The sequence below is a fragment of the Clostridioides sp. ES-S-0001-03 genome (assembly GCF_020676075.1).
Classification (GTDB): domain Bacteria; phylum Bacillota; class Clostridia; order Peptostreptococcales; family Peptostreptococcaceae; genus Clostridioides.
In genome coordinates, this window is sequence record NZ_JACVWJ010000001.1 from 39,158 (window position 1) to 60,737 (window position 21,580).

Annotated in this window: 17 protein-coding genes, 1 pseudogene and 1 riboswitch; of the genes and pseudogenes, 12 read left to right on the forward strand and 6 right to left on the reverse strand. The window is 28.3% G+C overall.

The window, feature by feature from the left end:
- Nucleotides 1-87 precede the first annotated feature (87 nt).
- On the reverse strand, nucleotides 88-696 hold the full coding sequence (locus IC174_RS00155; RefSeq protein WP_413927165.1) for a DUF6076 domain-containing protein: 609 nt from the start codon (nucleotides 694-696) through the stop codon (nucleotides 88-90).
- Between the two features lie 72 nt (nucleotides 697-768).
- On the opposite strand from IC174_RS00155, the gene IC174_RS21295 reads away from it, so the two are divergent.
- The 3 genes and pseudogenes from IC174_RS21295 (at nucleotide 769) to IC174_RS00170 (ending at nucleotide 2,255) form a co-directional block, all read left to right on the forward strand.
- Nucleotides 769-921: a DUF4368 domain-containing protein gene (locus IC174_RS21295; protein ID WP_413927172.1), complete on the forward strand. Its 153-nt coding sequence runs from the start codon at nucleotides 769-771 to the stop codon at nucleotides 919-921.
- A gap of 210 nt (nucleotides 922-1,131) precedes the next feature.
- Complete coding sequence (locus tag IC174_RS00165; protein ID WP_227435620.1) at nucleotides 1,132-1,272, forward strand: TetR family transcriptional regulator; 141 nt, start codon at nucleotides 1,132-1,134, stop codon at nucleotides 1,270-1,272.
- Nucleotides 1,273-1,977: 705 nt separating this feature from the next.
- A pseudogene (locus tag IC174_RS00170) lies at nucleotides 1,978-2,255 on the forward strand (RNHCP domain-containing protein).
- A 200-nt stretch (nucleotides 2,256-2,455) separates the two neighbouring features.
- On the opposite strand, the gene IC174_RS00175 reads toward IC174_RS00170, so the two are convergent.
- Nucleotides 2,456-3,412 carry a diguanylate cyclase domain-containing protein gene (locus IC174_RS00175; RefSeq protein WP_227481813.1) on the reverse strand — a complete coding sequence of 319 codons (957 nt, stop codon included), beginning with the start codon at nucleotides 3,410-3,412 and terminating at the stop codon, nucleotides 2,456-2,458.
- 717 nt (nucleotides 3,413-4,129) lie between these two features.
- On the opposite strand from IC174_RS00175, the gene IC174_RS00180 reads away from it, so the two are divergent.
- The 5 genes from IC174_RS00180 to IC174_RS00200 all read left to right on the forward strand — a co-directional run bounded on the left by IC174_RS00180 (nucleotide 4,130) and on the right by IC174_RS00200 (nucleotide 7,955).
- Nucleotides 4,130-5,125 (forward strand): ATP-binding cassette domain-containing protein, encoded by a 996-nt coding sequence (locus IC174_RS00180; RefSeq protein ID WP_227481814.1) that lies wholly within the window; start codon nucleotides 4,130-4,132, stop codon nucleotides 5,123-5,125.
- Nucleotides 5,112-5,966 carry an ABC-2 family transporter protein gene (locus IC174_RS00185; protein ID WP_227481815.1) on the forward strand — a complete coding sequence of 285 codons (855 nt, stop codon included), beginning with the start codon at nucleotides 5,112-5,114 and terminating at the stop codon, nucleotides 5,964-5,966. The genes IC174_RS00180 and IC174_RS00185 overlap by 14 nt, the downstream gene beginning before the upstream one ends.
- Nucleotides 5,966-6,757: an ABC transporter permease gene (locus tag IC174_RS00190; RefSeq protein ID WP_227481816.1), complete on the forward strand. Its 792-nt coding sequence runs from the start codon at nucleotides 5,966-5,968 to the stop codon at nucleotides 6,755-6,757. Before IC174_RS00185 ends, IC174_RS00190 begins: the two co-directional genes overlap by 1 nt.
- A gap of 28 nt (nucleotides 6,758-6,785) precedes the next feature.
- Complete coding sequence (locus IC174_RS00195) at nucleotides 6,786-7,325, forward strand: CDP-alcohol phosphatidyltransferase family protein (RefSeq protein WP_227481817.1); 540 nt, start codon at nucleotides 6,786-6,788, stop codon at nucleotides 7,323-7,325.
- Nucleotides 7,326-7,490: 165 nt separating this feature from the next.
- A complete protein-coding gene (locus IC174_RS00200) occupies nucleotides 7,491-7,955 on the forward strand; it encodes a hypothetical protein (protein ID WP_227481818.1) in 465 nt (154 codons plus the stop codon).
- A 155-nt stretch (nucleotides 7,956-8,110) separates the two neighbouring features.
- Here the strand turns inward: IC174_RS00200 and IC174_RS00205 are convergent, their stop codons facing one another.
- Both IC174_RS00205 and IC174_RS00210 read right to left on the reverse strand, forming a co-directional pair.
- A complete protein-coding gene (locus IC174_RS00205; protein ID WP_227481819.1) occupies nucleotides 8,111-9,250 on the reverse strand; it encodes a macrolide family glycosyltransferase in 1,140 nt (379 codons plus the stop codon).
- 159 nt (nucleotides 9,251-9,409) lie between these two features.
- Entirely contained in the window at nucleotides 9,410-9,592 is a 183-nt protein-coding gene (locus IC174_RS00210) for a TetR/AcrR family transcriptional regulator (RefSeq protein ID WP_227481820.1), read from the reverse strand.
- 354 nt (nucleotides 9,593-9,946) lie between these two features.
- Here IC174_RS00210 and IC174_RS00215 point away from each other — a divergent pair, with 354 nt between their 5' ends.
- From IC174_RS00215 to IC174_RS00225, 3 genes are all read left to right on the forward strand, one after another.
- Nucleotides 9,947-10,597, forward strand: coding sequence for a PadR family transcriptional regulator (locus IC174_RS00215; protein ID WP_227435647.1), 651 nt, complete (start codon nucleotides 9,947-9,949; stop codon nucleotides 10,595-10,597).
- Nucleotide 10,598: 1 nt separating this feature from the next.
- Nucleotides 10,599-11,549 (forward strand): SDR family NAD(P)-dependent oxidoreductase, encoded by a 951-nt coding sequence (locus tag IC174_RS00220; RefSeq protein WP_227481821.1) that lies wholly within the window; start codon nucleotides 10,599-10,601, stop codon nucleotides 11,547-11,549.
- A 263-nt stretch (nucleotides 11,550-11,812) separates the two neighbouring features.
- Nucleotides 11,813-12,526, forward strand: a complete 714-nt coding sequence (locus tag IC174_RS00225) for a response regulator transcription factor (protein WP_227481822.1) — start codon at nucleotides 11,813-11,815, stop codon at nucleotides 12,524-12,526.
- Between the two features lie 75 nt (nucleotides 12,527-12,601).
- Here the strand turns inward: IC174_RS00225 and IC174_RS00230 are convergent, their stop codons facing one another.
- Nucleotides 12,602-14,131 (reverse strand): ABC-F family ATP-binding cassette domain-containing protein, encoded by a 1,530-nt coding sequence (locus IC174_RS00230; protein WP_227481823.1) that lies wholly within the window; start codon nucleotides 14,129-14,131, stop codon nucleotides 12,602-12,604.
- A gap of 654 nt (nucleotides 14,132-14,785) precedes the next feature.
- Nucleotides 14,786-17,476 (reverse strand): magnesium-translocating P-type ATPase, encoded by a 2,691-nt coding sequence (mgtA, locus tag IC174_RS00235; RefSeq protein WP_227481824.1) that lies wholly within the window; start codon nucleotides 17,474-17,476, stop codon nucleotides 14,786-14,788.
- A gap of 360 nt (nucleotides 17,477-17,836) precedes the next feature.
- A riboswitch (M-box (ykoK) riboswitch) is annotated at nucleotides 17,837-17,995 on the reverse strand.
- Nucleotides 17,996-18,405: 410 nt separating this feature from the next.
- Here mgtA and IC174_RS00240 point away from each other — a divergent pair.
- The gene (locus IC174_RS00240) at nucleotides 18,406-21,285 is read left to right on the forward strand and encodes an EAL domain-containing protein (protein WP_227481825.1); all 2,880 of its coding nucleotides are present in this window, start codon (nucleotides 18,406-18,408) and stop codon (nucleotides 21,283-21,285) included.
- The last annotated feature ends 295 nt before the right edge of the window (nucleotides 21,286-21,580 follow it).

Below are 21,580 nucleotides of genomic sequence, written 5' to 3' on the forward strand. Positions count from 1 at the left end.
AACCCATCCCGCCGCTACCACCAAATCGCAGGAGGGTATCTTTCTAATTCAGTATACCAAAAATATCGTCTAAAAGAAATACAAAAGTCATTGCAATTCAAGCCTTTTAGCAAATTCCGTTTCTGAAATTCCCCCCGCCACATACTGCCGCCTTGCTTCTTTCGCCGTTTCCGCCCAAAAAGTGAACGCTTTTCGTGCCGCACCAATCTTATCGTCGGCGGGCATTTCTTTGGCTTCATCCCGCATCATCTTAGCGTAATGCGCCTTGTAAATCCGCTCATAATCGAGCAGCGGTGCATCCTCCGCCAGCTTTTTCAGATACTCCGCTTTGTTGCCGATTGCCTTACATGTGAGTCCGTTTTCTGCCGTTCGGTCACAGTAAAAGGTTTCGTGCTTGGATTTGAGAACGAAATATCGGCCGCAGTTGCGGCATTTTCGCACACGCAAACCCTGCTTGAGTAATTCTGTAAATTCAAAATACAGAAATTCATTGAGGCTTTGTAGAATGGTGAAGCTCACAATATTTGCGCCCTTGGGGTTCAGCTTGTCGATTGCGGCAAGCTGTTCTTTTTTGTCTGCAAGCTCCATTTTGTCTATGGCTTCAAAATCAGCTTTGCCGTTTTTGGTAGGCGCAATCGCCGTGCCGGTCAGTAGGTAATAAAGCATATAGTCTTGATACAATGCGGTAAATGCCATAAATCGTCCGCAAAGGCAGAAATCGACGCCGAGCAGGATAAGCTGCTCAACGCCGACCGCTTTCTGAAAATCGTGGAAAAGTACACTGATATTCGGGAGCTGACGCCCGAACTCGTGCGAGAGTTTATCGAAAAAATCGTTGTTTATGAGCGCAGCGAGCCACGGAAGAAGAAAAATTACACCCAGCAGGTTGAGGTCTATTTCAACTTTGTCGGCAGAGTTTAGAACAGAGAAAAGCCGTAGGATACTCGCTGTGTATCCTACGGCCAATCTCAAGGATGGAAAACATCCTTATCGGGCAGAGCCATTAGGGAGCCTTTTTTTCTATTTCATAATTCAATAATGAACAAAATTAAAATTCTGTTTTTTAATAATGAACATACATTGTAATTATTATTATCTGCAAGTATGATATTTCTAGGAGGATTACTAAAGATGCAAATAAAAAAAGAAGAAATAGAAAAGAAAATTGCAGAAGTTGCAACAAACGAATTTTTAAAAAAAGGTTATGAAAATTCTTCTATGAGAACTATAGCGAAAAAAGCTCATACGTCTATTGGAAATATGTATCATTAAGTAAACTGTTTTTTGACCGATTAACAGGTAATAAAAAGATTACGATGCTTGAAGGTGCAGGGCATTTTCCAATAGAAGAAAATGGATTGAATCAAATAAGTAGTACTTGTATTATATTTTTGGAACAATGTTATGAAATAACAAATTTATAGAATTATCTTTATGTATTGCCATAAGGAAAAATATAAAAAATACTTATTATAAAAAATTAATATTAAGTGAATATTAGATTTGAAAAGACTCCTAAATGCTATAGAATAAAGAAATGAGACAAACCTAAATATATGAGTATGTTAAACTACACTTGAATATAAAAATATTTTATAGTAAAGTATCAGTAATAATATTAGTGAATGAGTGTCTTGCTCAGCATTTATAGATAACTAACATATGACAACAAATAATAATATTATTACATATTACTTTGTTAAATTGTGGTGTAGTGGGCTTTAATTTGCTATACCTTTATTAATTTTACATAGAGTTATTTTGAATATAATTATGTTGAAATAGAAAAGATTAAATTTTCCAGTCTACAGGAGTTTTCTATTTTTGTGTAGGTAAATATGTATACCACATAAAAAGGTAGATATAAGTATCTGTGGGCTTTTTTTGTAGAAAATACAAGATATGGAGGATTTAAAAATGAATTATACAAATAGAAAGTGAACTTGTTATCAGGATAACACCTGTCTAGATAATTTTATTTGCAAAAAGTGTGGTTGCTTTGTAGTTCCAGAAGGCTCTGGGACACAACATAGAAATCACTGTACTCATTGCCTACACAGTTTCATGTGGATATTATTCCTAGTGACCGTACCACAGATTGTGATGGTAATATGGAACACATTGGAGTATGGGTGAGAAAAAATGGTGAGTGGGCAACTATTTTGCAGAGAAGGAAAAGAAATTCAAAAACATTACAAAAACAAATAAAATCATTAAAAAACATTCTAAAAATAAATAAGATATTTCAAACCTAAGTGCAGTTGTTTTACCATGCTTATTCATTTGTTGATGGATTAAAAGGCTGCTTATTTATTGAAGTTCTAGTTATCAGATAGTCAGATGAACAAACACAGAGTTGATAAACTTGTGGGCAATAGCAGTATATCGGCTCTGTGTCTGTGTACTTTTTATGTTACTTTAGCATTCATATTACAAATACATCAAATAATACTGCTTAAAACCAACTAAAATTTCCTTTGTTGTTTCTCTTTGTATAATATAGAGCATAATCAGATTGTTTATATAAAGATTGAAAAGTATCTAAATTACTTTCTAGTTTTGATATACCTATAGAGCAAGAATTGATATCAGAACATAACTTTGCAACTTTTTTTGCTTTATTTTCAACCTCTTCCTTAGACTGATTGATATATTCAAATACAGCAAATTCATCTCCTCCAAGTCTTCCAATAATAGCATTATTGGTAAACACTTTAGTCAAAACATTAGCAAATTGTATTAATATTTCATCTCCTCTAATATGACCAAATATATCATTTATTTGCTTAAAATTATCTAAATCAAAAATATAAAAATACCCACATGAAGTAGTTTCTAGCATTTCTTTTATATGTACTTCAAAAAAATGACGATTATATAATCCAGTCATAAGGTCTTTTTCTGATTTCAACTTAAATTCATTAGCCATAGCTAGAGCTTCTTTTGCTTTTTCAGTTATTGTTTTAGGATAGTATTCATCTTTTACCTGATCAAAGTTTGGAATAGAATGGTGTATATGGAGCAGTGTGATTTTACCATCTATAACTTTATATACCATAGTAAATCGAGTATCCATTTCTACATATATGTCTCTTTCTAAGTACTCTTCTTCTATTACCCATAGAGTTCCATATACTATAAAAGTTTCATTTGTAACTTTAGTACATGAGTACCACTCATCTATAATTTTAAAATTTATTTCTTCTGATTCTATTTGGTCTTTTTCAAGATTTATAATGAAGTTCTCTAATGATGTATAGAATTCATGTTTTCCTGTTCCAAACAATGTAAAATTATCATCTAATAAAGACATGATAAATTGTAAGCCATCCTCGTCTGGATTTAAAATATAAATGTGCCAGATTTTCTTTGATAAATCACATAATTGTTCTTGTATTGTATTCTTTTCCATAGAGTAACCCCTTAAGATTTGTAGTTTATAATTCTTTTAGTTAGTACTATTTATTTGGATGCTTGTTACAATATTATAATATAGAATTAAAAAAATTGCATCTGATTTGTACAATAGTGTACTTTATAAGAAGAAGCATAGGGTAATCATCTCTAATGTAAATAATGTATTTTTAAATTTTGCTTAAAGCAATTAATGAAATTTAATTTCAATTGTAAAGAAATAAAATAAATTTAAATATATGAGCATCTTAAATTATACTTGAATATAAAAAAATTTTATGGTAAACTATCAGCAATAATATTAGTAAAGGAGTGTCTTGCTTGATGTCGGAGTTATATATAATGGTAACCAACAAGTAAATAGTTGGAGACGCATAGGTATTCTGTTTAATCAGAATTTTTAAGTGTATTTTTGATACATTTAATTGTTGTGTCTTGTTCTGCCTTTATAGATAACTAACATATGACAACAAATAATAATATTATTATATATTACTTTGTTAAATTGTGGTGTAGTGGGCTTTAATCTGCTACACCTTTATTAATTTTACATAGTGTTATTTTAAATATAATTATGTTGAAATAGAAAAGATTAAATTTTCTAGTCCACAGGAGTTTTCTGTTTTTGTGTAGGTAAATAATACCACATAAAAAGGCAGATATGAATACCTGTGGACTTTTTTTGTAGAAAATACAAGATATGGAGGCAATAAAAATGAGTATTATTGAACTTAATGAACTGACTAAATCTTATAGGAGGTTTGAGAAAGAACCAGGATTTATGGGAAGTATAAAATCTTTATTTAATAGAAAATATACAGAAAAAACAGCTATATCATCCCTTAATTTAAAAATAGAGGAAGGAGAATTTGTTGGATTAATAGGTAAAAATGGAGCTGGAAAAACAACTCTTGTCAAGATGATGACTGGAATTATTGCTCCATCTTCTGGAAAAATCTCTGTCATGGGTTATTATCCAAATAAGTTAGAAAATAACTTTAAAAAACAATATGCTGTTGTTATGGGGCAAAAAAGTCAGCTATTTTTTGAATTGACGCCAGCAGATACATTTCTTTTATTTAAAGAGTTATATGATATATCTGATGAAGAGTATAAAAAGAATTTGGATTATTTTATAGAGTTGTTTGAAGTATCTGATTATCTAAATGTTCAAGTTAGAACACTTTCTTTAGGAGAAAGAATGAAAATGGAGCTTATTGTAGCACTTCTTCATAATCCTAAAATTTTATTTTTAGATGAACCAACAATAGGTCTAGATGCAGTGGCACAAAAACAAATTAGGTATTTTCTGAAAGAAGTAAATAAGAAAAAAGGTACTACAATAATGCTTACCTCTCATTATATGGAGGATATAAAGAGCCTTTGTAGTCGAAGTATTGTCATAGAAAATAGTCATAAAATATATGATGGCTCTACAGATGAATTATTTAATCATTTTCAAAAATATAAGAAAATAACAGTTAGCTTCACTGATGAAACTAAAATTTTATTTCCAAAAGACTATAAGATTATTGAGCAAACAAAACATAAAACATCAGTAATTGTACCAAAAGAAAAAGGTAATGAAACTGTTAAATGGATTTTTGATAAGTATGATGTTGAGGATGTAACAATTGAAGAAGAAGATATAGGGAATGTTGTAGAACGAATATACAAAGAAGGATGTGAAGAGTATTATGAACAACTATAATGAAGCATATTCAAGACAATCATTGTTTTATAGATTTAAACAAAATATAAGAAAGTACTATGAAATAGCTAAAATTAATTTCAAAGTACAACTTATTTGGAGGTTTGATGTAGTAGTTAACATGATGTTTACTATTATAAAAATTTTATTTGCTTATATTTTGTGGAAGGCAATTTTTGGTGAAAATGACATAGTTTCTGGCTTTACATTTAATTCAATGTTGTCTTATTATATAATAAGTTCATTTTTATCAGGTATTGATATGTCAAGAAGTACAAGTGAGGAGATATGCAATCGTGTAAAGTTGGGTACATTTTCAAAATACATGATTATTCCGATTGGTGCACAAAATTATTTTTTTGCTAAAAATTTTGGAATGACCTTTTTTTACTTAGTATTTAATATGATTTCTGCTTTTGTATGGATTTTTATATTTAAAATAGATTTTGCTTTTACATCAAATCCAATACAAATTTTAATTTCAATTTTGATGATTTTCTTAGGGCTTATTTTTATGATACAGCTTCATTTCTTTATTGGAATTTTATCTTTTAAATTTCTAGAGATTGGTTTTTTTAGAATGATAATCGATAATATAACTGAATTTGTTACAGGAACAATGATACCGCTTGTTCTTTTGCCAGAAGTTGTAGTAAATGTTATGAAATTGTTTCCATTTTATTACACAACCTATTTACCATCTATGTTATTAATAGGTAGAAATAGTAATGATGCAGTACAAGGACTGATTATTATAGCATTATGGGTTTTATTCTTCTTTATAGTAAATAAAATTGTCTATAAGAAGATGAGAACACTATTTGATGGGGTGGGGATATAATGAAAAAAAAATTTAAAATAATATTTATGTTACTAAAAATGAAATTATCGAAAATGATGGTGTTTAGATTTGATTTTTTTGGAGCATTTTTTGTAGATAGTTCATTATTTATATTACAATTGTTAATGTTTAATGGCATTTACTCTCATGTAGATTCAATAGGAGGTTGGCAGCGTGGAGAGATGATAATATTTATAGGAACTTTTTCATTAATAAATGCTATAAATATGACCATTTTCTGTTTTGGAATTTATGATATTCCACGCAAAATTCAAGAAGGAGAATTAGATTATTATATTACAAAGCCAATAGACCCATTGTTTAGATTGACATTTGAGAATGTTAATATCGGTTCATCACCTTTAATTTTGGCAAGTATACTTATAGTTGTATATGGAGTATCTGGATTAAATTCAGAAATAACTTTTGCTATGGTACTGGCATATACATGTATGGTGTTATTGATGACATTGCTTTTTTATGATGTGTGTATTATATTTCGGACAATTCCATTTTTTGTTATATCATCCTCTGCTATAATGAGATTGGAAGATAATTTACTACCAATGAATATGAAAATTCCAGGTATAATTTATGAAGGTATTTTTAAGCTACTATTTTATTTGATTTTACCATATGGAATTATGTCAACAATCCCAACTCAAATTTTGTCTGGGACATTAACAATAAAAGGATTAATCTACTCAATTAGTATTGTATTTGTATTTACAGTATTTATGTGGAGGTTTTGGAAATTAGGACTGAAACATTATAAAAGTGCAAGTAGTTAATAAATTTTCAGTTTAGAGGTGACAAGGAATGAAAAATATAGCAAATATTATTACTATACTTAGAATCATTTTATCAATAGCTTTGCTCAAAATAGATATGTTTTCTTCTTTATTTTTTACAGTCTATAGTATGTGTGGAGTAAGTGATTTTCTTGATGGATATATAGCTAGAAAAATGAATATAGAAAGTAAGCTTGGCTCAAGGCTTGATAGTATGGCTGATATATGTTTAGTAATATCAATGTTTATTATTATGCTTCCAGTGATAAATATTTCAAATTATATAGTATTATGGATATTAATAATTGTCCTTGTTCGAATTACATCAATAATTATAGTGATTCGTAAATACAACACATTTGCTATATTACATACATATGGAAATAAATTATCTGGGTTTATGTTATTCTGTTTGCCTTTAGTTTATAATATTATGAATACAAATTTACTTGCAAGTATAGTTTGTGTTGTAGCAAGTATCTCAGCCACTGAAGAAGTAATAATACATATATTATCTAAAGAGTTAAAAATAGATATTAGTAGTATTATAGAAGTACTTATTTCATAAACCTGTTTCATATGATACTAGACAATAGAAACTAAAATTTATGTAAGTATTGATTAAAAGATGAAAAATAATTAGATTAAAGATTAAGGTATTATACTTATCATATATGATATTATAATAGCAAGATATATTAAAACTCTATTTAAATAATTATATATAATTTTTATGGGATTATATACGATTGTAGATACTATATTTGTATCTAGATTTGTAGATACAAATGCTTTATCTGCAATTAATCTTGTCTGTCCTATTATTAATATTATTGTTGGACTTGGAACCAGGCTTGCTACTGGAGGAAGTGCTATTGTAGCTTGCAAGATGGGGAATGGATATGGATGGAGCAAAGAAAATTTTTACTTTGACTATATTATCTGGAGCTATAATTGGAATACTAATTACCAGTATAGGTTTACATCATCTATGTTTACAGCATTATCTAATGGAAAGATATCTGCAATACTATCTTTTTTACGTACATTTGGTTTTATAACTATAGGTTTATTGACATTACCAAATATCTTGAATATAGATGGAATATGGTTAGCAGTGCCAATTGCTGAGCTTTTAACCTTATTTTTAACAGTTAGTTTTATATATAGATATAAGAATAAGTATAACTATATATAAATACAATAATAAATATAATTAACATATATCTTTTTCGATTGTACATCATTTAGCCCATAAGTAACGATTTTTCATTTATTTATGGGCTTTTATTGTATTCTTTCCTTTGGATTCATTCCTTAATTGACAAGTTTGTTCCTAACAACAGTACGATTTTAACGTTCTTTTAGCATTTTGTTATCCATATACTGAATAATCAAATCAGCACCAAATTCATTACCACCTGCATTTCTAATTTCCTTTTGCATAAGCAATATACTTTGAGCTATAGTCGAATCATTAAGAACAGCTAAGGTAGAATTTTTAAGAATGTCACTTGTAATGTGTTTGTGAGAAATATTTTTCCCTAAGTTTAAGCGTTCAATTTGCTGTGCGTTAGTTGGTTGGTCACTTATAAACGGAATAACCACCATAGGAACGCCAAAATAAAGAGACTCCATAACACTATTTAAGCCACCATGAGTTATAAAAACACTTGCTTTTTCTAATATTTCAAGCTGTGGTACAAAAGGGAAAATATAAAAATTATTTGGTATCTTACCTAAATCTGATATATTTATTGAATTACCAACAGATATAATGACAGTTACATTTTCATCTTTAAAAGCATTGATACATTTTTTGTAAAATGACATTGCTTTATTTACAATTGTACCTAGAGAAATATAGACCAAATTATTTTTTGATTTTGGCAATATAAATTCATTTTTTTTATTACGTTGATAAATAGAGGTACCCAGAAACTTAAATTTATTTTCTGAAAAATCTTCTGCATATGGTTGGAATTTTTTTACAGTATATACAAGATTAAGTTCTGGAGGATTTTCAGTAATCTCTTTTAACCAAGAATCAGTCTTTAATTTAATTCCCTTTGACACTTTTTTAGTCCATCTACGACATACCCATTCAAAACGAAATACACTTAACACGCCACCCGAATTAATAAATTCTTTCATCAAAACTTTATTAGTAGCTGGTGCAGTAATAATCCTAATAACAGGTTTATTGAATCTCTCTGCTATATGTTTTCCTAGAAAGAAAAAATGCTCATAAATAATTAAATCGAATTCATGTGCTACCTTTATAGAGGCTTGATAGACATTTTTTATTTGAATAGAAAGTTTTTCGTTATCTTCATAATAAAGGAAATCAGCTCCCACTTCTAAGACTTTATCTTTCCATTCTTCAGTTAGTAAGTATGTTACAGAATTACCTCTATTCACTAATTTTTCCACTAACCCAAGGGTAGGGTATACGTGTCCAGAAAAAGGTAAATTTATAAATAAAATTTTCATAATCAAACCTCCTTAAAATGTTTTTATTATATATTCACTTTGTAAATATAAGAGGTGGAACTTTTAACGTTCTACCTAAAAATTCAGAAATAACTGTATGCTGTTTATTTTTATTGGACCTTATTATTAACTAATTTGTAAAATAGTGAAATGCTCTAATTATTTGTAAAATAGCTCTTGCTTAGAGCTAAAATAATGATAAAACATTCCAACTTCTCCATTAACCTTATTTAATATCATGCTAACAGAGATGATTTCATACCCATACTTTAAAAATAATTGAATAGCAGAATCTAGTATTTCTTCTCTTTTCCCTCCTTCTAAAGCAGATTTTCTTGCCATAAAATTAGCATCTTATTCAAATAAACAGAATATTGTTCTGTTTATATTTTATAATACGATTTAGATAAAGTCAATTATAAACAGAATATTGTTCTTATAATATAAAATATTAAAGCTTACACATGTGGAAGTATGATACAAATCTTTAATTATTTATCTTAAAATATTCTAGGTGTTATCATTAAGACTATTAATGTTTTCTTATTAAAGCTATAAAATCTATATAAAATTAATTTTCTAGAGTTCTTAAAAGATTATTACTGCGATTTTAAAGGTGTTACTTTGACTTTTTTAGTGATTGATTTTATCTATTAGAAATGTTACTATTAGTAATATAAAAGGAGAGTAAATAAAATGGACAAAATTATTTTAGGATTACTTATGCTTAAGAAGCTGACAATTTATGAACTGAGAAGTGTCATAGAAATGAATTTCACTTCGATGTGTAGCAACAGTATGGGAAGTATTCAAGCGGCAATAAAAAAGTTGCTTGAAAAGAAGATGATAGTGTATGAAGAGTTTGTTGAAAATAGTGTCAATAAGAAATTTTATTCATTAACGGATGCAGGAAAAGCATGTTTTTTAGAATGGGTAGAGACGTCTATGGTTGCAGGTAAAGTGAAGGATATGGAATTAAGTAAATTATTTTTTATGGGATTTGTTCCAACACAAAAAAGATTGTCACTAATTCAATCTTATATTGTTGACCTCAAAAAGGAAAGAGAGCAGTTGGAGAATATCAAAATACAAGACATCAATGTTGCAAAATTACAGTATATTACCTATCTAGAAGAAAACCAAGAACAGTTTAATCACTTTTTACAAGATACTGAACATTCCAACATACAAAGAGATATTCAAGATATAATTGATTTTGAGTTATTGACCTTAAAGTTTGGAATTGACAGGACAAATTTTGAAATAGCATGGTTTGAAAATTTAAAGAAGAAATTAATTAATGAGTGGCCAAACAATAGTCAGAATCAAGGAAAAGGGGGTAGCTAACATGAAAGGAACTGTAATAATAACTGGAGCTAATTCAGGGATAGGAAAGGCAGCAGTATTTAAGTTTGCATCAGAGGGTTATAGGATTATAATGGCATGTCGTAATATTCAGATTAGTGAACCCGTGTGTCACGAAATTATAGCTAAAACTAAAAATATTAATGTGGATTTGCTTCAACTAGATATTTCATCGAGACAATCAATTTATAGTTTTTGTGAGACCTATAAAAAAAAATACAATGTATTGGATATCTTAATCCATAATGCTGGACATTTTAAACATGGAGAAAAAAATTTTCAACGAAGTATTGATGGTATAGAATTAACATTTGCTACCAATCTATTTGGGCCAGTTCTTATGACCAATTTATTATTGGATATGCTTGCTAAATCAAAAAATCCTAAAATTCTAAATGTATGTAGTACAAATATAAAGCATTTTTTTGATGAAAGAAGAAAAATTAATTTTGGAGTTTTAAGTGGTGAAATTGTAGAAGATAAAGAATATAATTCTTATAAAATTTATGGAGATTCTAAAATAGCTTTACTTATGGTTACAAGTATGATGAAACAAGAATACAAGCCTTATAATATAAGTGTAAATGCAATTATGGTTCCAGCAACAAAAATGAGTAAAGAAACAATTAAGAAATTTAATTCGTATTGGAAAGTACTTGCATTTTTACAAAACATTATTATACCAAAATCAGAAATTATTGGAGAGGCTTACTTTTCGATTTGCACCTCTAATGTTTATACAGGTATGACTGGAAAACTAATAAATCACCAAGGAAAGATTGTTGAAATGGCTAATGACTCAATATCATTTATAAAAAGCATTACAAGCACAGATGTTTATCCACCTTATGTCAATAACAAAGAGACAATAGAGAAAGTATGGACTATATGTAAACAATATGTTGAAAATGCTAAATGTAATTTGCTAGCATAACACATATAATTCATAAGGTTATTATAGCAACAACATAATCTTATTAATATTTCTAAAAGGATGGAATATTCTTTATAATTCTGTTCAAACTTTATTTAATTGTTTGAATTAATATGAGAAAGATTACAATTAGCTATAATTTAATTTATAATTGATATGTACTTGATTTTGTTTAATTATTTGAATATACTTTAAGCAGAACACATAGAGTTAGAGGGTTAGTAGATAAAAGACAATAACTCTTTATTAGGAGTGATTTTACTATGGAAACATACTTTGATAAGAAAATATTACTTGTTGATGATGAAAAAGATATAATAAATTTAATTGAGGAAGTATTGATAAAGGATGGCTTTAAAAATATTGTTAAAGCTTATAATGGCTTAGATGCGATTTCTTTGTGTAAGATAGAATGTCCAGATGTTGTTATTCTCGACATAATGTTACCTGATGTAGATGGCATAGAAGTGTGCAAAAAAATTAGAGAGTTTTCATATTGTTCAATTCTCTTTCTTTCATCAAAAGATGATGATATTGACAAAATACTTGGTCTTAGTAGTGGAGGAGATGATTATATAACAAAGCCATTTAGTCCAAGAGAAGTTGTTTTTAGAGTCAAATCTCAGTTGCGTAGACAACAATATCAAAGTGTTGTATCATCAGAAAATCCAATAATTAGGTTAGGTAATATTACAGTTGATACAGAAGGATGCCGTGTGTATAAAGATGCAAATGAAATTGAGTTAACAGGTAGAGAATATCAGCTTTTAAGTTATATGGCTCAAAATTTAAATAAAATTATAGGAAAAGAAAGTCTTTATGAACAGGTATGGGGTGTATATAGTAGTATATGCGACAATACAATTATGGTACATATAAGACATCTAAGAGAAAAGATTGAAGATAATCCTTCAAATCCTAAAATACTTATAACAGTCAAAGGGCTTGGATATAAGCTTGTGAATAGAGTTGATTAGGATGAATTTTAGTGATTGTTTTTTAGGCACTCATTTATGAGTGCCTATTAATATGCTTATACTTTAGTAAAATATTTACGATTTCAAATTAAATACCTTGTCAATCCAACCTTTATAAAACTTTTCTTCGTGAGAAACTAAAATAATACTTCCCCTAAATTGTTTCAAAGCATTTTGTAAAGCATCTTTTGTTTCTGCATCAAAGTGGTTAGTTGGTTCATCTAAAATCAAGAAATTACAAGGTGACAACATCACACAACATAATTTAACCTTAGACTGTTCACCACCACTTAGTGTGGAAACACTTCTTGAAACATGTTCTTCTTTTACACCACACTTGGCTAAAGAGCGTCTGATTTCCTTTGTGCTTAATTTTGGATATATATCTGCCATTATTTGAAGTGGTGTTTTAGTAGGATTTTCCCATTTTAAATCCTGCTCATAATAACCAATTTTTATCTGGTCTGAAAAGAGGAAGCTTCCAGAAATACAAGGGATATCTTTAACCAATGTTTTTAACAAAGTGGATTTACCAATTCCATTAAATCCAGTTATAACTACTTTTTGACCTGCATTAACAGAAAAATTTAATTTTGGTAGTAATGGATAATAGTATCCAACTTCAAGATTAGTTACTGTGAGTGCGTTTTGCACAGATATTTCAATTTCTGCAAATTGGATACATGGTTTTCCTGTAAAGTTAGGAGGAGCTATTTTTTCTATTCTATCCAATTGTTTTTGTCTTCCTCTTGCAATTTTTGAATTTACACCAGCCTTATTTTTACGTATAAATGTTTCTTCTTTTTCTATTTTCTTTTGTTGCGCTTGATATTTTCTAATATAATCCTCTCTTAAGTGTGATTTTTGTTTAAGAAATTCTGAGTATTTTCCATGATACTTTTTAATCATTCCAAATTCTATATCGAGAATACCTGTGGAAATTTTTTCTAGAAAGTCGAAATCATGGGAGACTACAATAAATGCACCTCTAAATGTATTTAGATAATTGGCAAGCCATTCAACATGCTCTTTGTCTAAAAAATTTGTTGGTTCATCTAATAATAAAACTTCATAATTAGAAAGTAGTAATTTTGCCATAATTACTTTTGCTCTTTGACCTCCACTAAGTTCCCCAATAATACGATTCATTCCTATTGAATCTAGTCCAAGACCATTTGCTACCTTATTTATTTCATTGTCTATAGAGTAGAAATCACTTGCTATTAATTGCTCTTGATAAGTTGATGCCTTAATAAGTTGTTGCTCATTTCCAGATATAGAACTTTCTTGATATAGCAAATTCATTTCTTTCTCTATTTTATAGAGGTCTTCAAATGCAGTGTGTAAATACAATGATATTGTTGTATCTCTATTAATATCTGCATATTGGTCCAAATGACCTATTTTGATATTAGGTTGCCACTTAATCTCTCCTGTATCTGGGATAACTTCTCCTAATAAAATTTTAATTAAGGTGCTTTTACCTACACCATTTTGGCCAACCACGCCTATATGTTCGCCTTTAAATAAATCAAAGTCAGCTTTTTCGTACAGTGATTTATCCATAAAACATTGTGATAAATTATTTACTTTTAATAAACTCATAATTCAAACTCCTTTTTTACTATAAAAATTTTATGAAAATAAAAAAGCAGAGGAATAGCATTATAAAATGCCGACCTCTGCTTTTGGAAAAACAAAAGGCCATAGATAAGCATTGCTATCTATGGCCATAAAATCTATATATCTATCGGCAAATAGGTAAATTTAAATAAGCATAGCTAAAAAACTACACTAAACCTATATTTGCCGATGAAGATAGAAGCTTTAAGCTTCCAGATTAACCTCTACACAACGCTTCATCATATACATTTGTGTAGAGTTAAGTTTTCTAACAAGTTTAACTAATTTTATATAAATCATAATTATTCACATCCTAATCTCAATATTAATTCTAATTCATTTATATTTAAATTGCACTATTGTACTTTTGATTTTTTTCATTTAATTTAATACATATATCACTAATTATAGCTTAAATCATGTTATCATAATACTTAATTATAGTCAATATAAAAGATATTTTTACACGAGAACTTTTATAATACAATAAGTTTAAGTTATATTATAAAAATAAAGGATATAAATTAATTACAATAAAATAGAAGCTACTTACAAGATTTTAAAAAAGTAAATAGCTTCTTTTATTTGAATATATTTTAAAATATTTATATATTATATATTATATAAATATTTAAATTATAGCAATTCTCCATATTTTTTTATAAAGATTTTTTTTATCATAGTTACCAATACCATATAAGATAAGATAGTAAAAATTAACCCTATAAAATAGATATTTGGTAGTGGAATCATACCAATAGCATTTCCAAATGATGTATAAGGTATAATAGTTCCAATTGTAATTCCTATTGTTGTTAAGAGCGTTAGTCTCCATGAAGCTCTACTTTTAACAAATGGAATGTGTGGAGTTCTTATCATATGAATAACCAATGTTTGAGACCATAAAGATTCTACAAACCATCCTGCATGAAATAGAGATATAAAACCAAGTTGACTTGTAGTATCTAAGCTATGAAAACTTCCGCCAAATACTCTTGGACATATGAAAAAATACATTAATATATATGTTGTAATATCAAATATTGAACTAGTTGGACCAATCCAAGTCATAAATTTACTTATAGATGATGAGTCCCATTTTCTTGGGATTTTTAGATAATCATCATCTACATTATCCCATGGAATAGTTATACATGAGATATCATAGATTAAGTTTAGCACTAAAATTTGAATTGGTAACATTGGTAAAAATGGTAGAAATGCACTTGCTATTAATACAGAAAACATATTGCCAAAATTAGAACTTGCTGTCACTTTTATATACTTTATAATATTTGCATATGTTTTTCTTCCTTCAATAACACCTTCTTCTAATACCATAAGGTCTTTTTCAAGCAGTATAATATTTGCACATTCCTTAGCAATATCAACAGCTGTATCAACCGATATTCCAACATCAGATTCTTTCATAGCAGCAGCATCATTTATACCATCACCCATAAAACCAACCGTATGACCATTTCTACGAAGAGATGCGACTATACGAGATTTTTGCTCTGGAGAAAGTTTTGCAAATATACTTGTACATTTCACCATTTCATCAAGTTTAGTATCACTCATGTCTTCTATATCTGAACCAAGTAGGATATTTTTAACTTTAATGCCTACTTGTTTACAAATACATTTTGTTACTGCATCATTATCACCAGTTAGGACTTTTACATCAACTCCATTTTCAAGTAATGCTTTTATAGCATTAGCTGTACTTTTTTTTGGAGGGTCTAAAAATGCAAGATAACCTATTAAAACCATGTTACTTTCGTCAGAAACTGAAAAAGAATCTATAGGTGAAGGGTTGTTTTTTTGGGCAATGCCTAAAACTCTCATCCCCTCATCATTATACTTAGAAACAGTTGTAAGAATTTCCTTACGTATTTCATTAGTGATTAACTGAATATCACCTTTATATTCAACATGAGTACAAATTGATAGCATTTCTTCAATAGCACCTTTTGTAATAAGCTGAGTTTTTCCTAGTTTATTTTTAACAACTACACTCATTCTTCTTCTATTGAAATCGAATGGGATTTCATCAATTTTTGTGTAGTTTTTCCAAAGTTCTTGCATACCATTTTCATTTGCATGGTTGATAATAGCTATATCCATAAGGTTCTTAAGACCTGTTTGATGGTAACTATTTAAAAATGCATGACGAAGAACTCGTCTATCTTCCTTGCCATGAATATCAAGAGAATATTCTAAGATTACTTTATCTTGAGTCAAAGTTCCTGTTTTGTCAGTGCAAAGTATATCCATAGCACCAAAGTTTTGGATAGAACTTAAGTTTTTAACAATAACCTTTTTCTTTGACATAGCAACTGCTCCTTTTGCAAGGTTTGCAGATACTAACATTGGTAACATTTCTGGTGTAAGTCCAACTGCTACTGAAAGTGCAAACAAAAATGCTTCTGTCCAATCACCTTTTGTAAAGCCATTTACAAAGAGAACAATCGGAACCATGACAAACATAAATCTTATAAGTAACCATGAAACTGAATTAACACCCTTTTCAAAACTTGTTATAGTTTTTTTATTTGTTATTTGTTGAGCAATAGAACCAAATATAGTACAATCACCTACTGCAATGACAATAGCTATAGCTGAGCCACTGATTACATTACTACCCATAAATGCAAGGTTGTCTAAATCAAGAACATTATTTGAAGTACTTTTTTTAGTATTATAAAACTTTTCTATTGGTTCACTTTCTCCTGTAATAGAAGACTGACTAACAAATAAATCTTTAGACTGTAATATACGTACATCAGCTGGAACCATATCACCAGCAGCAAGATGGATAATATCTCCAACTACAACTTCTCTTAGTGGTATTTCCACTAATTCTTTAGAATTACGCATAACTGATATAGTAGTATTTACCATTTCACTTAGAGCTTGAGCTGCTTTTCCAGAGCGAGATTCTTGAATAAATTGCAATAGACCACTTATAGTTACCATTGTTAAGACTATAATAACTGTAGTTGCATTTTTATCATCAGGTTTTGCTAAAATAACATCTGTAATAAAGGAAATTATAGCTAAAGTAAGAAGTACAATAGTAAAGGGATTTATAAAAGATTTTATAAGTTTTTTTATAAAAGAATCACCTTTTTTTTGAGTGATTTCATTTTTGCCGTACCTATCTTGCATTTTATTAACCATTTTTTCACAATAGCCATTATAAGAATTTTCATATTCGTTTAATAAAATACAGGCGCTCATTGTAGCTGAATCAATTAAACGTTCCTTTGAAGTTGAACTAGATGAAGTTCTTGTAATAAATTTTTTATTTAATTTTTTTATCATGTCTAAATCCTCCTTAATAATTATCTGTTTTGTACAGAAAAAAGGAAGTAAAGACATAAGCCTGTGACGAAAACACATCGCTTATTTTATATTTATTAAAAACAGGTAGAAGAAATAAGACGTACAAAATAGTACATGTATTCTTCAAATAAGTGACTACTTCGCCCGACAGGGCTTATGCTACTACTACTTCCTACGTCCATTTTCTCCACCTCCTAAATTCAAAATATATAAACCTATAATAGACAAATAGGTATTAAAAAATCCCTTGTCAAAGCAAGAACAATGACAAGGGATTTAAATCCATATAAAAATAACCAAGGTATAAAAACCTAAGTATATTTATAAAACAGTACAAACTGTTTCATTCATCGTTCAAGCTTTAACTTCATAGGGCGATGAAATTGCGTTAGATTATGCCTTGGAATCGACATAAACTGTTGACCTTCTCATAGTGTCTCCACTATTTTGCGGCAGCAACCCGTATCCCTATGGTAGCCTCACCTACCGAAATATTTAATTTCTCTAAAATTGTAAGCTATAAAAAAATATTTGTCAATAGCTTGAAAAAAACTAAGTACAGTTAATATTTTCTATTACTTGCTATAAATTACATATTTTTCCCTAGCAGAATATATTCATAAAATATTGCGACTTATAAAATCAAAGGTGTAGTATTGTTGAACTTTTAATGGTATGCTAAGATATTTATATAATTATAATAAATAAAAATATATAATTACTATATAAAGTTATACTTTTAGAGTAATCACTAAAAATATATGTTTATTTATTCTTAGATAAACATATATTTTTTTAAGTATTAAGTATAATGATAAGTTTATGTATGATATAAATCTAAGTAATGTATTATTAGAATGATTATAAATAATTTGAGGGAAGGTTTTATATGAGGGGGGATAAAGTTTGTGTCAATTAAGAGACTGATTTTCATCATATTTTTAATTAATTGTATGATATTTATGTGTTTTCCAATACAATCACTTGCAAAGACAGAAAAACGTGTTATAAAAGTAGGTTTTTTTGATTTTGAAGGATATCATGATTATGATAAAAATGGAAATAGAAATGGGTATGGATATGAATATCTTCATGAGATTGCAAAGTATACTGGCTGGACATATGAGTATGTATCTGGTACATGGGAAGAGTGTCAAACTATGTTAGAAAATGGACAGATTGATTTACTTACTTCTGCACAATATACAAAAGAACGTGCTGAGAAATTTGATTTTTCAGAGGTACCTATGGGAAGTAGTTATGCACGACTTACAGTAAAAAGTGGAAATTCAAAGTATACACCAAATGATTATAAAAATTTTAATGGAATAAAGGTTGGACTACTTTATGGAAATAGTAGAAATGAACATTTAAAGAAATTTGCAAATGAAAAAGGATTTAATTACACATTTAAATATTTTAAAAATCAGGAAGAATTGGAAAATGAACTAAAAAATGGAAAAGTAGATGCTATATTAACTAGTAGTTTGAGAAAAGTCAAAAATGAAAGCATAATTGCGCAATTTGCTCCATCCCCATTTTATTGTATTGTAAAAAAAGGTAACACTGAACTGTTACAAGATGTAAATGAAGCTTTAGAAGATATTGAGATGGACAATCCAGCATATAAGTTTAATTTATATAGTAAGTACTATCAGTCTAGTAATAAAGATACATTTATTCTTTCCAGGGAAGAAAGCAATTACTTAAAAAGAAATAATCATATACGTGTAGTAAGTATGCCAAACTCATATCCATTATCATATTTAGATACAGGTAGACTTAAAGGTATTGTACCAGATATATTTGATTTAATTGTAAAAGAGCTTGGATTAAGTATAGATTATGTAAAAGCTAATTCATATAAAGAATCGATTGATATGGTAAAAGAGGGAAAGGCAGATGTTATATGTTTTTTTAATTCAGATTATGGGTGGTCAGAGCAGAATGGAATTAAGATTACATCTCCTTATATGACATTGAACTATAGCATTATAACTAAAAATTATAAAAATACCAAAATTGATAATATAGCTGTTGCTGAGAGCGATACATTCAATGATGAGTATATCAAAGAACACTATAAAGGTAGCAATATTCAAAGATATAAATCTGAAGAAAAAGCTATAAATGCAGTAAAAAGTGGAGATGCAGATGCAGCATTTGTAAATACATATTCTGCTGAAGACTATATACAAAAAGATTATAATAATTTAAAAGCAATTCTAGTTAATGATTATAAAACTAATATATCTTTAGGTGTTGGAAAAAATATAAATCCAACATTATATTCCATTTTGGATAAGAGAATAAATGCACTTAATAAAGATGAGTATTCAGAAATTATTGCAAAGCATACAATTTTTCAAGACTATAAAATTAGTTTATCACAGTATATTCATCAGCATCCAGTTCAAACAGTTTTAATTTCTTTTTGTTTCTTTTTAGTTATAATAGCAGTACTTTCTTATGTTATTGCAATCAACAAAAGACATTCCAATCATATTTTTGATTTGGCATTTAAAGATGTAGAGAATGGAGTTTGGAATTACAATGGATTTGAAGATCAAGCACCACGAATTCTAGAAAAGCATAGAGAAAAATTTTATACAGTAATTGCTTTTGATATATCTAAGTTTGCTATCATAAATGAAAATTATGGTAGAGATTCTGGAGATATGATTATAAAAGAAGTTGCATCAGTTTTGAATAGAGTTATTGGAGACAGGGCATTAATAGCTCATGTAAAAGCAGACCATTTCCTTTTACTCCTACCCTATGATTTAAAAGAAGATTTGGAATTAACTCTTATTGATATAAGTAAAAGTATTTCATACTTTGAAGTTAAGGGGATTGGCATTAAAGTAAAGGCAAATTTTGGAGTATATATTATCAAAGAGCAAGACATTGTTATTACAAAGGCTATTGATTATGCTGAAATTGCTAGAAGAAAAGCAAAAATAAGTAATTCATCTATTATATATTTTGATGAATCTCTTAGAGAAAGTCTTAACAAAGAAAAAGAGATTGTTGATAGGATAGATTATGCATTAGAACATAATGAATTTCAGATTTATTATCAACCTAAGTTTGATATGAGAACAAATAACATTATTGGTGCAGAAGCACTTGTTAGGTGGAATCATAAAGAACTTGGATTTATGAATCCAGGAGAATTTATACCTATACTTGAAAAGAGTGGTGGAATTATAGATGTTGATTTTTTTGTGTTAGAAGAAGTATGTAAGTTGACAAGATTTTGGATAAGTTCTGGAGTTAAACCCATTTCAATCTCTGTAAATCAATCAAGAGTACATTTTCAGAAAAAAGATTATATAAATAGATTACAAAGTTTGCTTACTAAATATGATATACCTAAAAGCATCATTGAACTTGAGATAACTGAAAGTCTATTTGAAAATGATAGTATATCAAATGATATGATAAATGAGATTAAGGAACTTGGTTTTTTAATTTCTGTTGACGATTTTGGTTCTGGATATTCTTCATTACATCTTCTTAATCAAGTTTCTGTAGATATTCTTAAAATAGATAAATCTCTCTTAGATAATTCTGAAGGAAAAGGTAAGGTAGGTAAGATTATTAGTAAAGTAGTTGAGATGGCAAATGACTTGGGATTAGAGGTGATTTGTGAGGGTGTTGAGAGGATAGAACAAGCAGAATTTTTAATGAGTATTGATTGTTACTATGCACAAGGTTATTTGTATGCAAAGCCTATGCCAAAAGATACATTTCTTAAAGAAGTAGATAAATTTAAAGGTATGTAAAAGGATACATATAATATATGTATATAGAGAAATACATATATTATTAATACTAAGTAATGATTGTAATTTTATAAATATATAAATTATAATCATTACTTTTTTTATAAAATAAAAAAGTTTGTTACTATAAAATAATAATTCGAAGAGTATTAGCTTTACACTTAGAAAAATTTAGTTGATATACAATAAAAATACTAATTTTAATTTAGTTTAAATATTTTAAGTGTGTCATGTATGTTGTATTTAATTAGTTTAAAAATTTAATGATAAATACTATATTTCATTAAATTTTATT

Bases quoted from the DNA above. Each gene is read 5' to 3' on its own strand.
- IC174_RS00155 (WP_413927165.1), bottom strand. From the start codon at position 696: ATGGCATTTACCGCATTGTATCAAGACTATATGCTTTATTACCTACTG.
- IC174_RS00165 (WP_227435620.1), top strand. From the start codon at position 1,132: ATGCAAATAAAAAAAGAAGAAATAGAAAAGAAAATTGCAGAAGTTGCA.
- IC174_RS00175 (WP_227481813.1), bottom strand. From the start codon at position 3,412: ATGGAAAAGAATACAATACAAGAACAATTATGTGATTTATCAAAGAAA.
- IC174_RS00180 (WP_227481814.1), top strand. From the start codon at position 4,130: ATGAGTATTATTGAACTTAATGAACTGACTAAATCTTATAGGAGGTTT.
- IC174_RS00185 (WP_227481815.1), top strand. From the start codon at position 5,112: ATGAACAACTATAATGAAGCATATTCAAGACAATCATTGTTTTATAGA.
- IC174_RS00190 (WP_227481816.1), top strand. From the start codon at position 5,966: ATGAAAAAAAAATTTAAAATAATATTTATGTTACTAAAAATGAAATTA.
- IC174_RS00195 (WP_227481817.1), top strand. From the start codon at position 6,786: ATGAAAAATATAGCAAATATTATTACTATACTTAGAATCATTTTATCA.
- IC174_RS00200 (WP_227481818.1), top strand. From the start codon at position 7,491: ATGGGATTATATACGATTGTAGATACTATATTTGTATCTAGATTTGTA.
- IC174_RS00205 (WP_227481819.1), bottom strand. From the start codon at position 9,250: ATGAAAATTTTATTTATAAATTTACCTTTTTCTGGACACGTATACCCT.
- IC174_RS00210 (WP_227481820.1), bottom strand. From the start codon at position 9,592: ATGGCAAGAAAATCTGCTTTAGAAGGAGGGAAAAGAGAAGAAATACTA.
- IC174_RS00215 (WP_227435647.1), top strand. From the start codon at position 9,947: ATGGACAAAATTATTTTAGGATTACTTATGCTTAAGAAGCTGACAATT.
- IC174_RS00220 (WP_227481821.1), top strand. From the start codon at position 10,599: ATGAAAGGAACTGTAATAATAACTGGAGCTAATTCAGGGATAGGAAAG.
- IC174_RS00225 (WP_227481822.1), top strand. From the start codon at position 11,813: ATGGAAACATACTTTGATAAGAAAATATTACTTGTTGATGATGAAAAA.
- IC174_RS00230 (WP_227481823.1), bottom strand. From the start codon at position 14,131: ATGAGTTTATTAAAAGTAAATAATTTATCACAATGTTTTATGGATAAA.
- mgtA (WP_227481824.1), bottom strand. From the start codon at position 17,476: ATGATAAAAAAATTAAATAAAAAATTTATTACAAGAACTTCATCTAGT.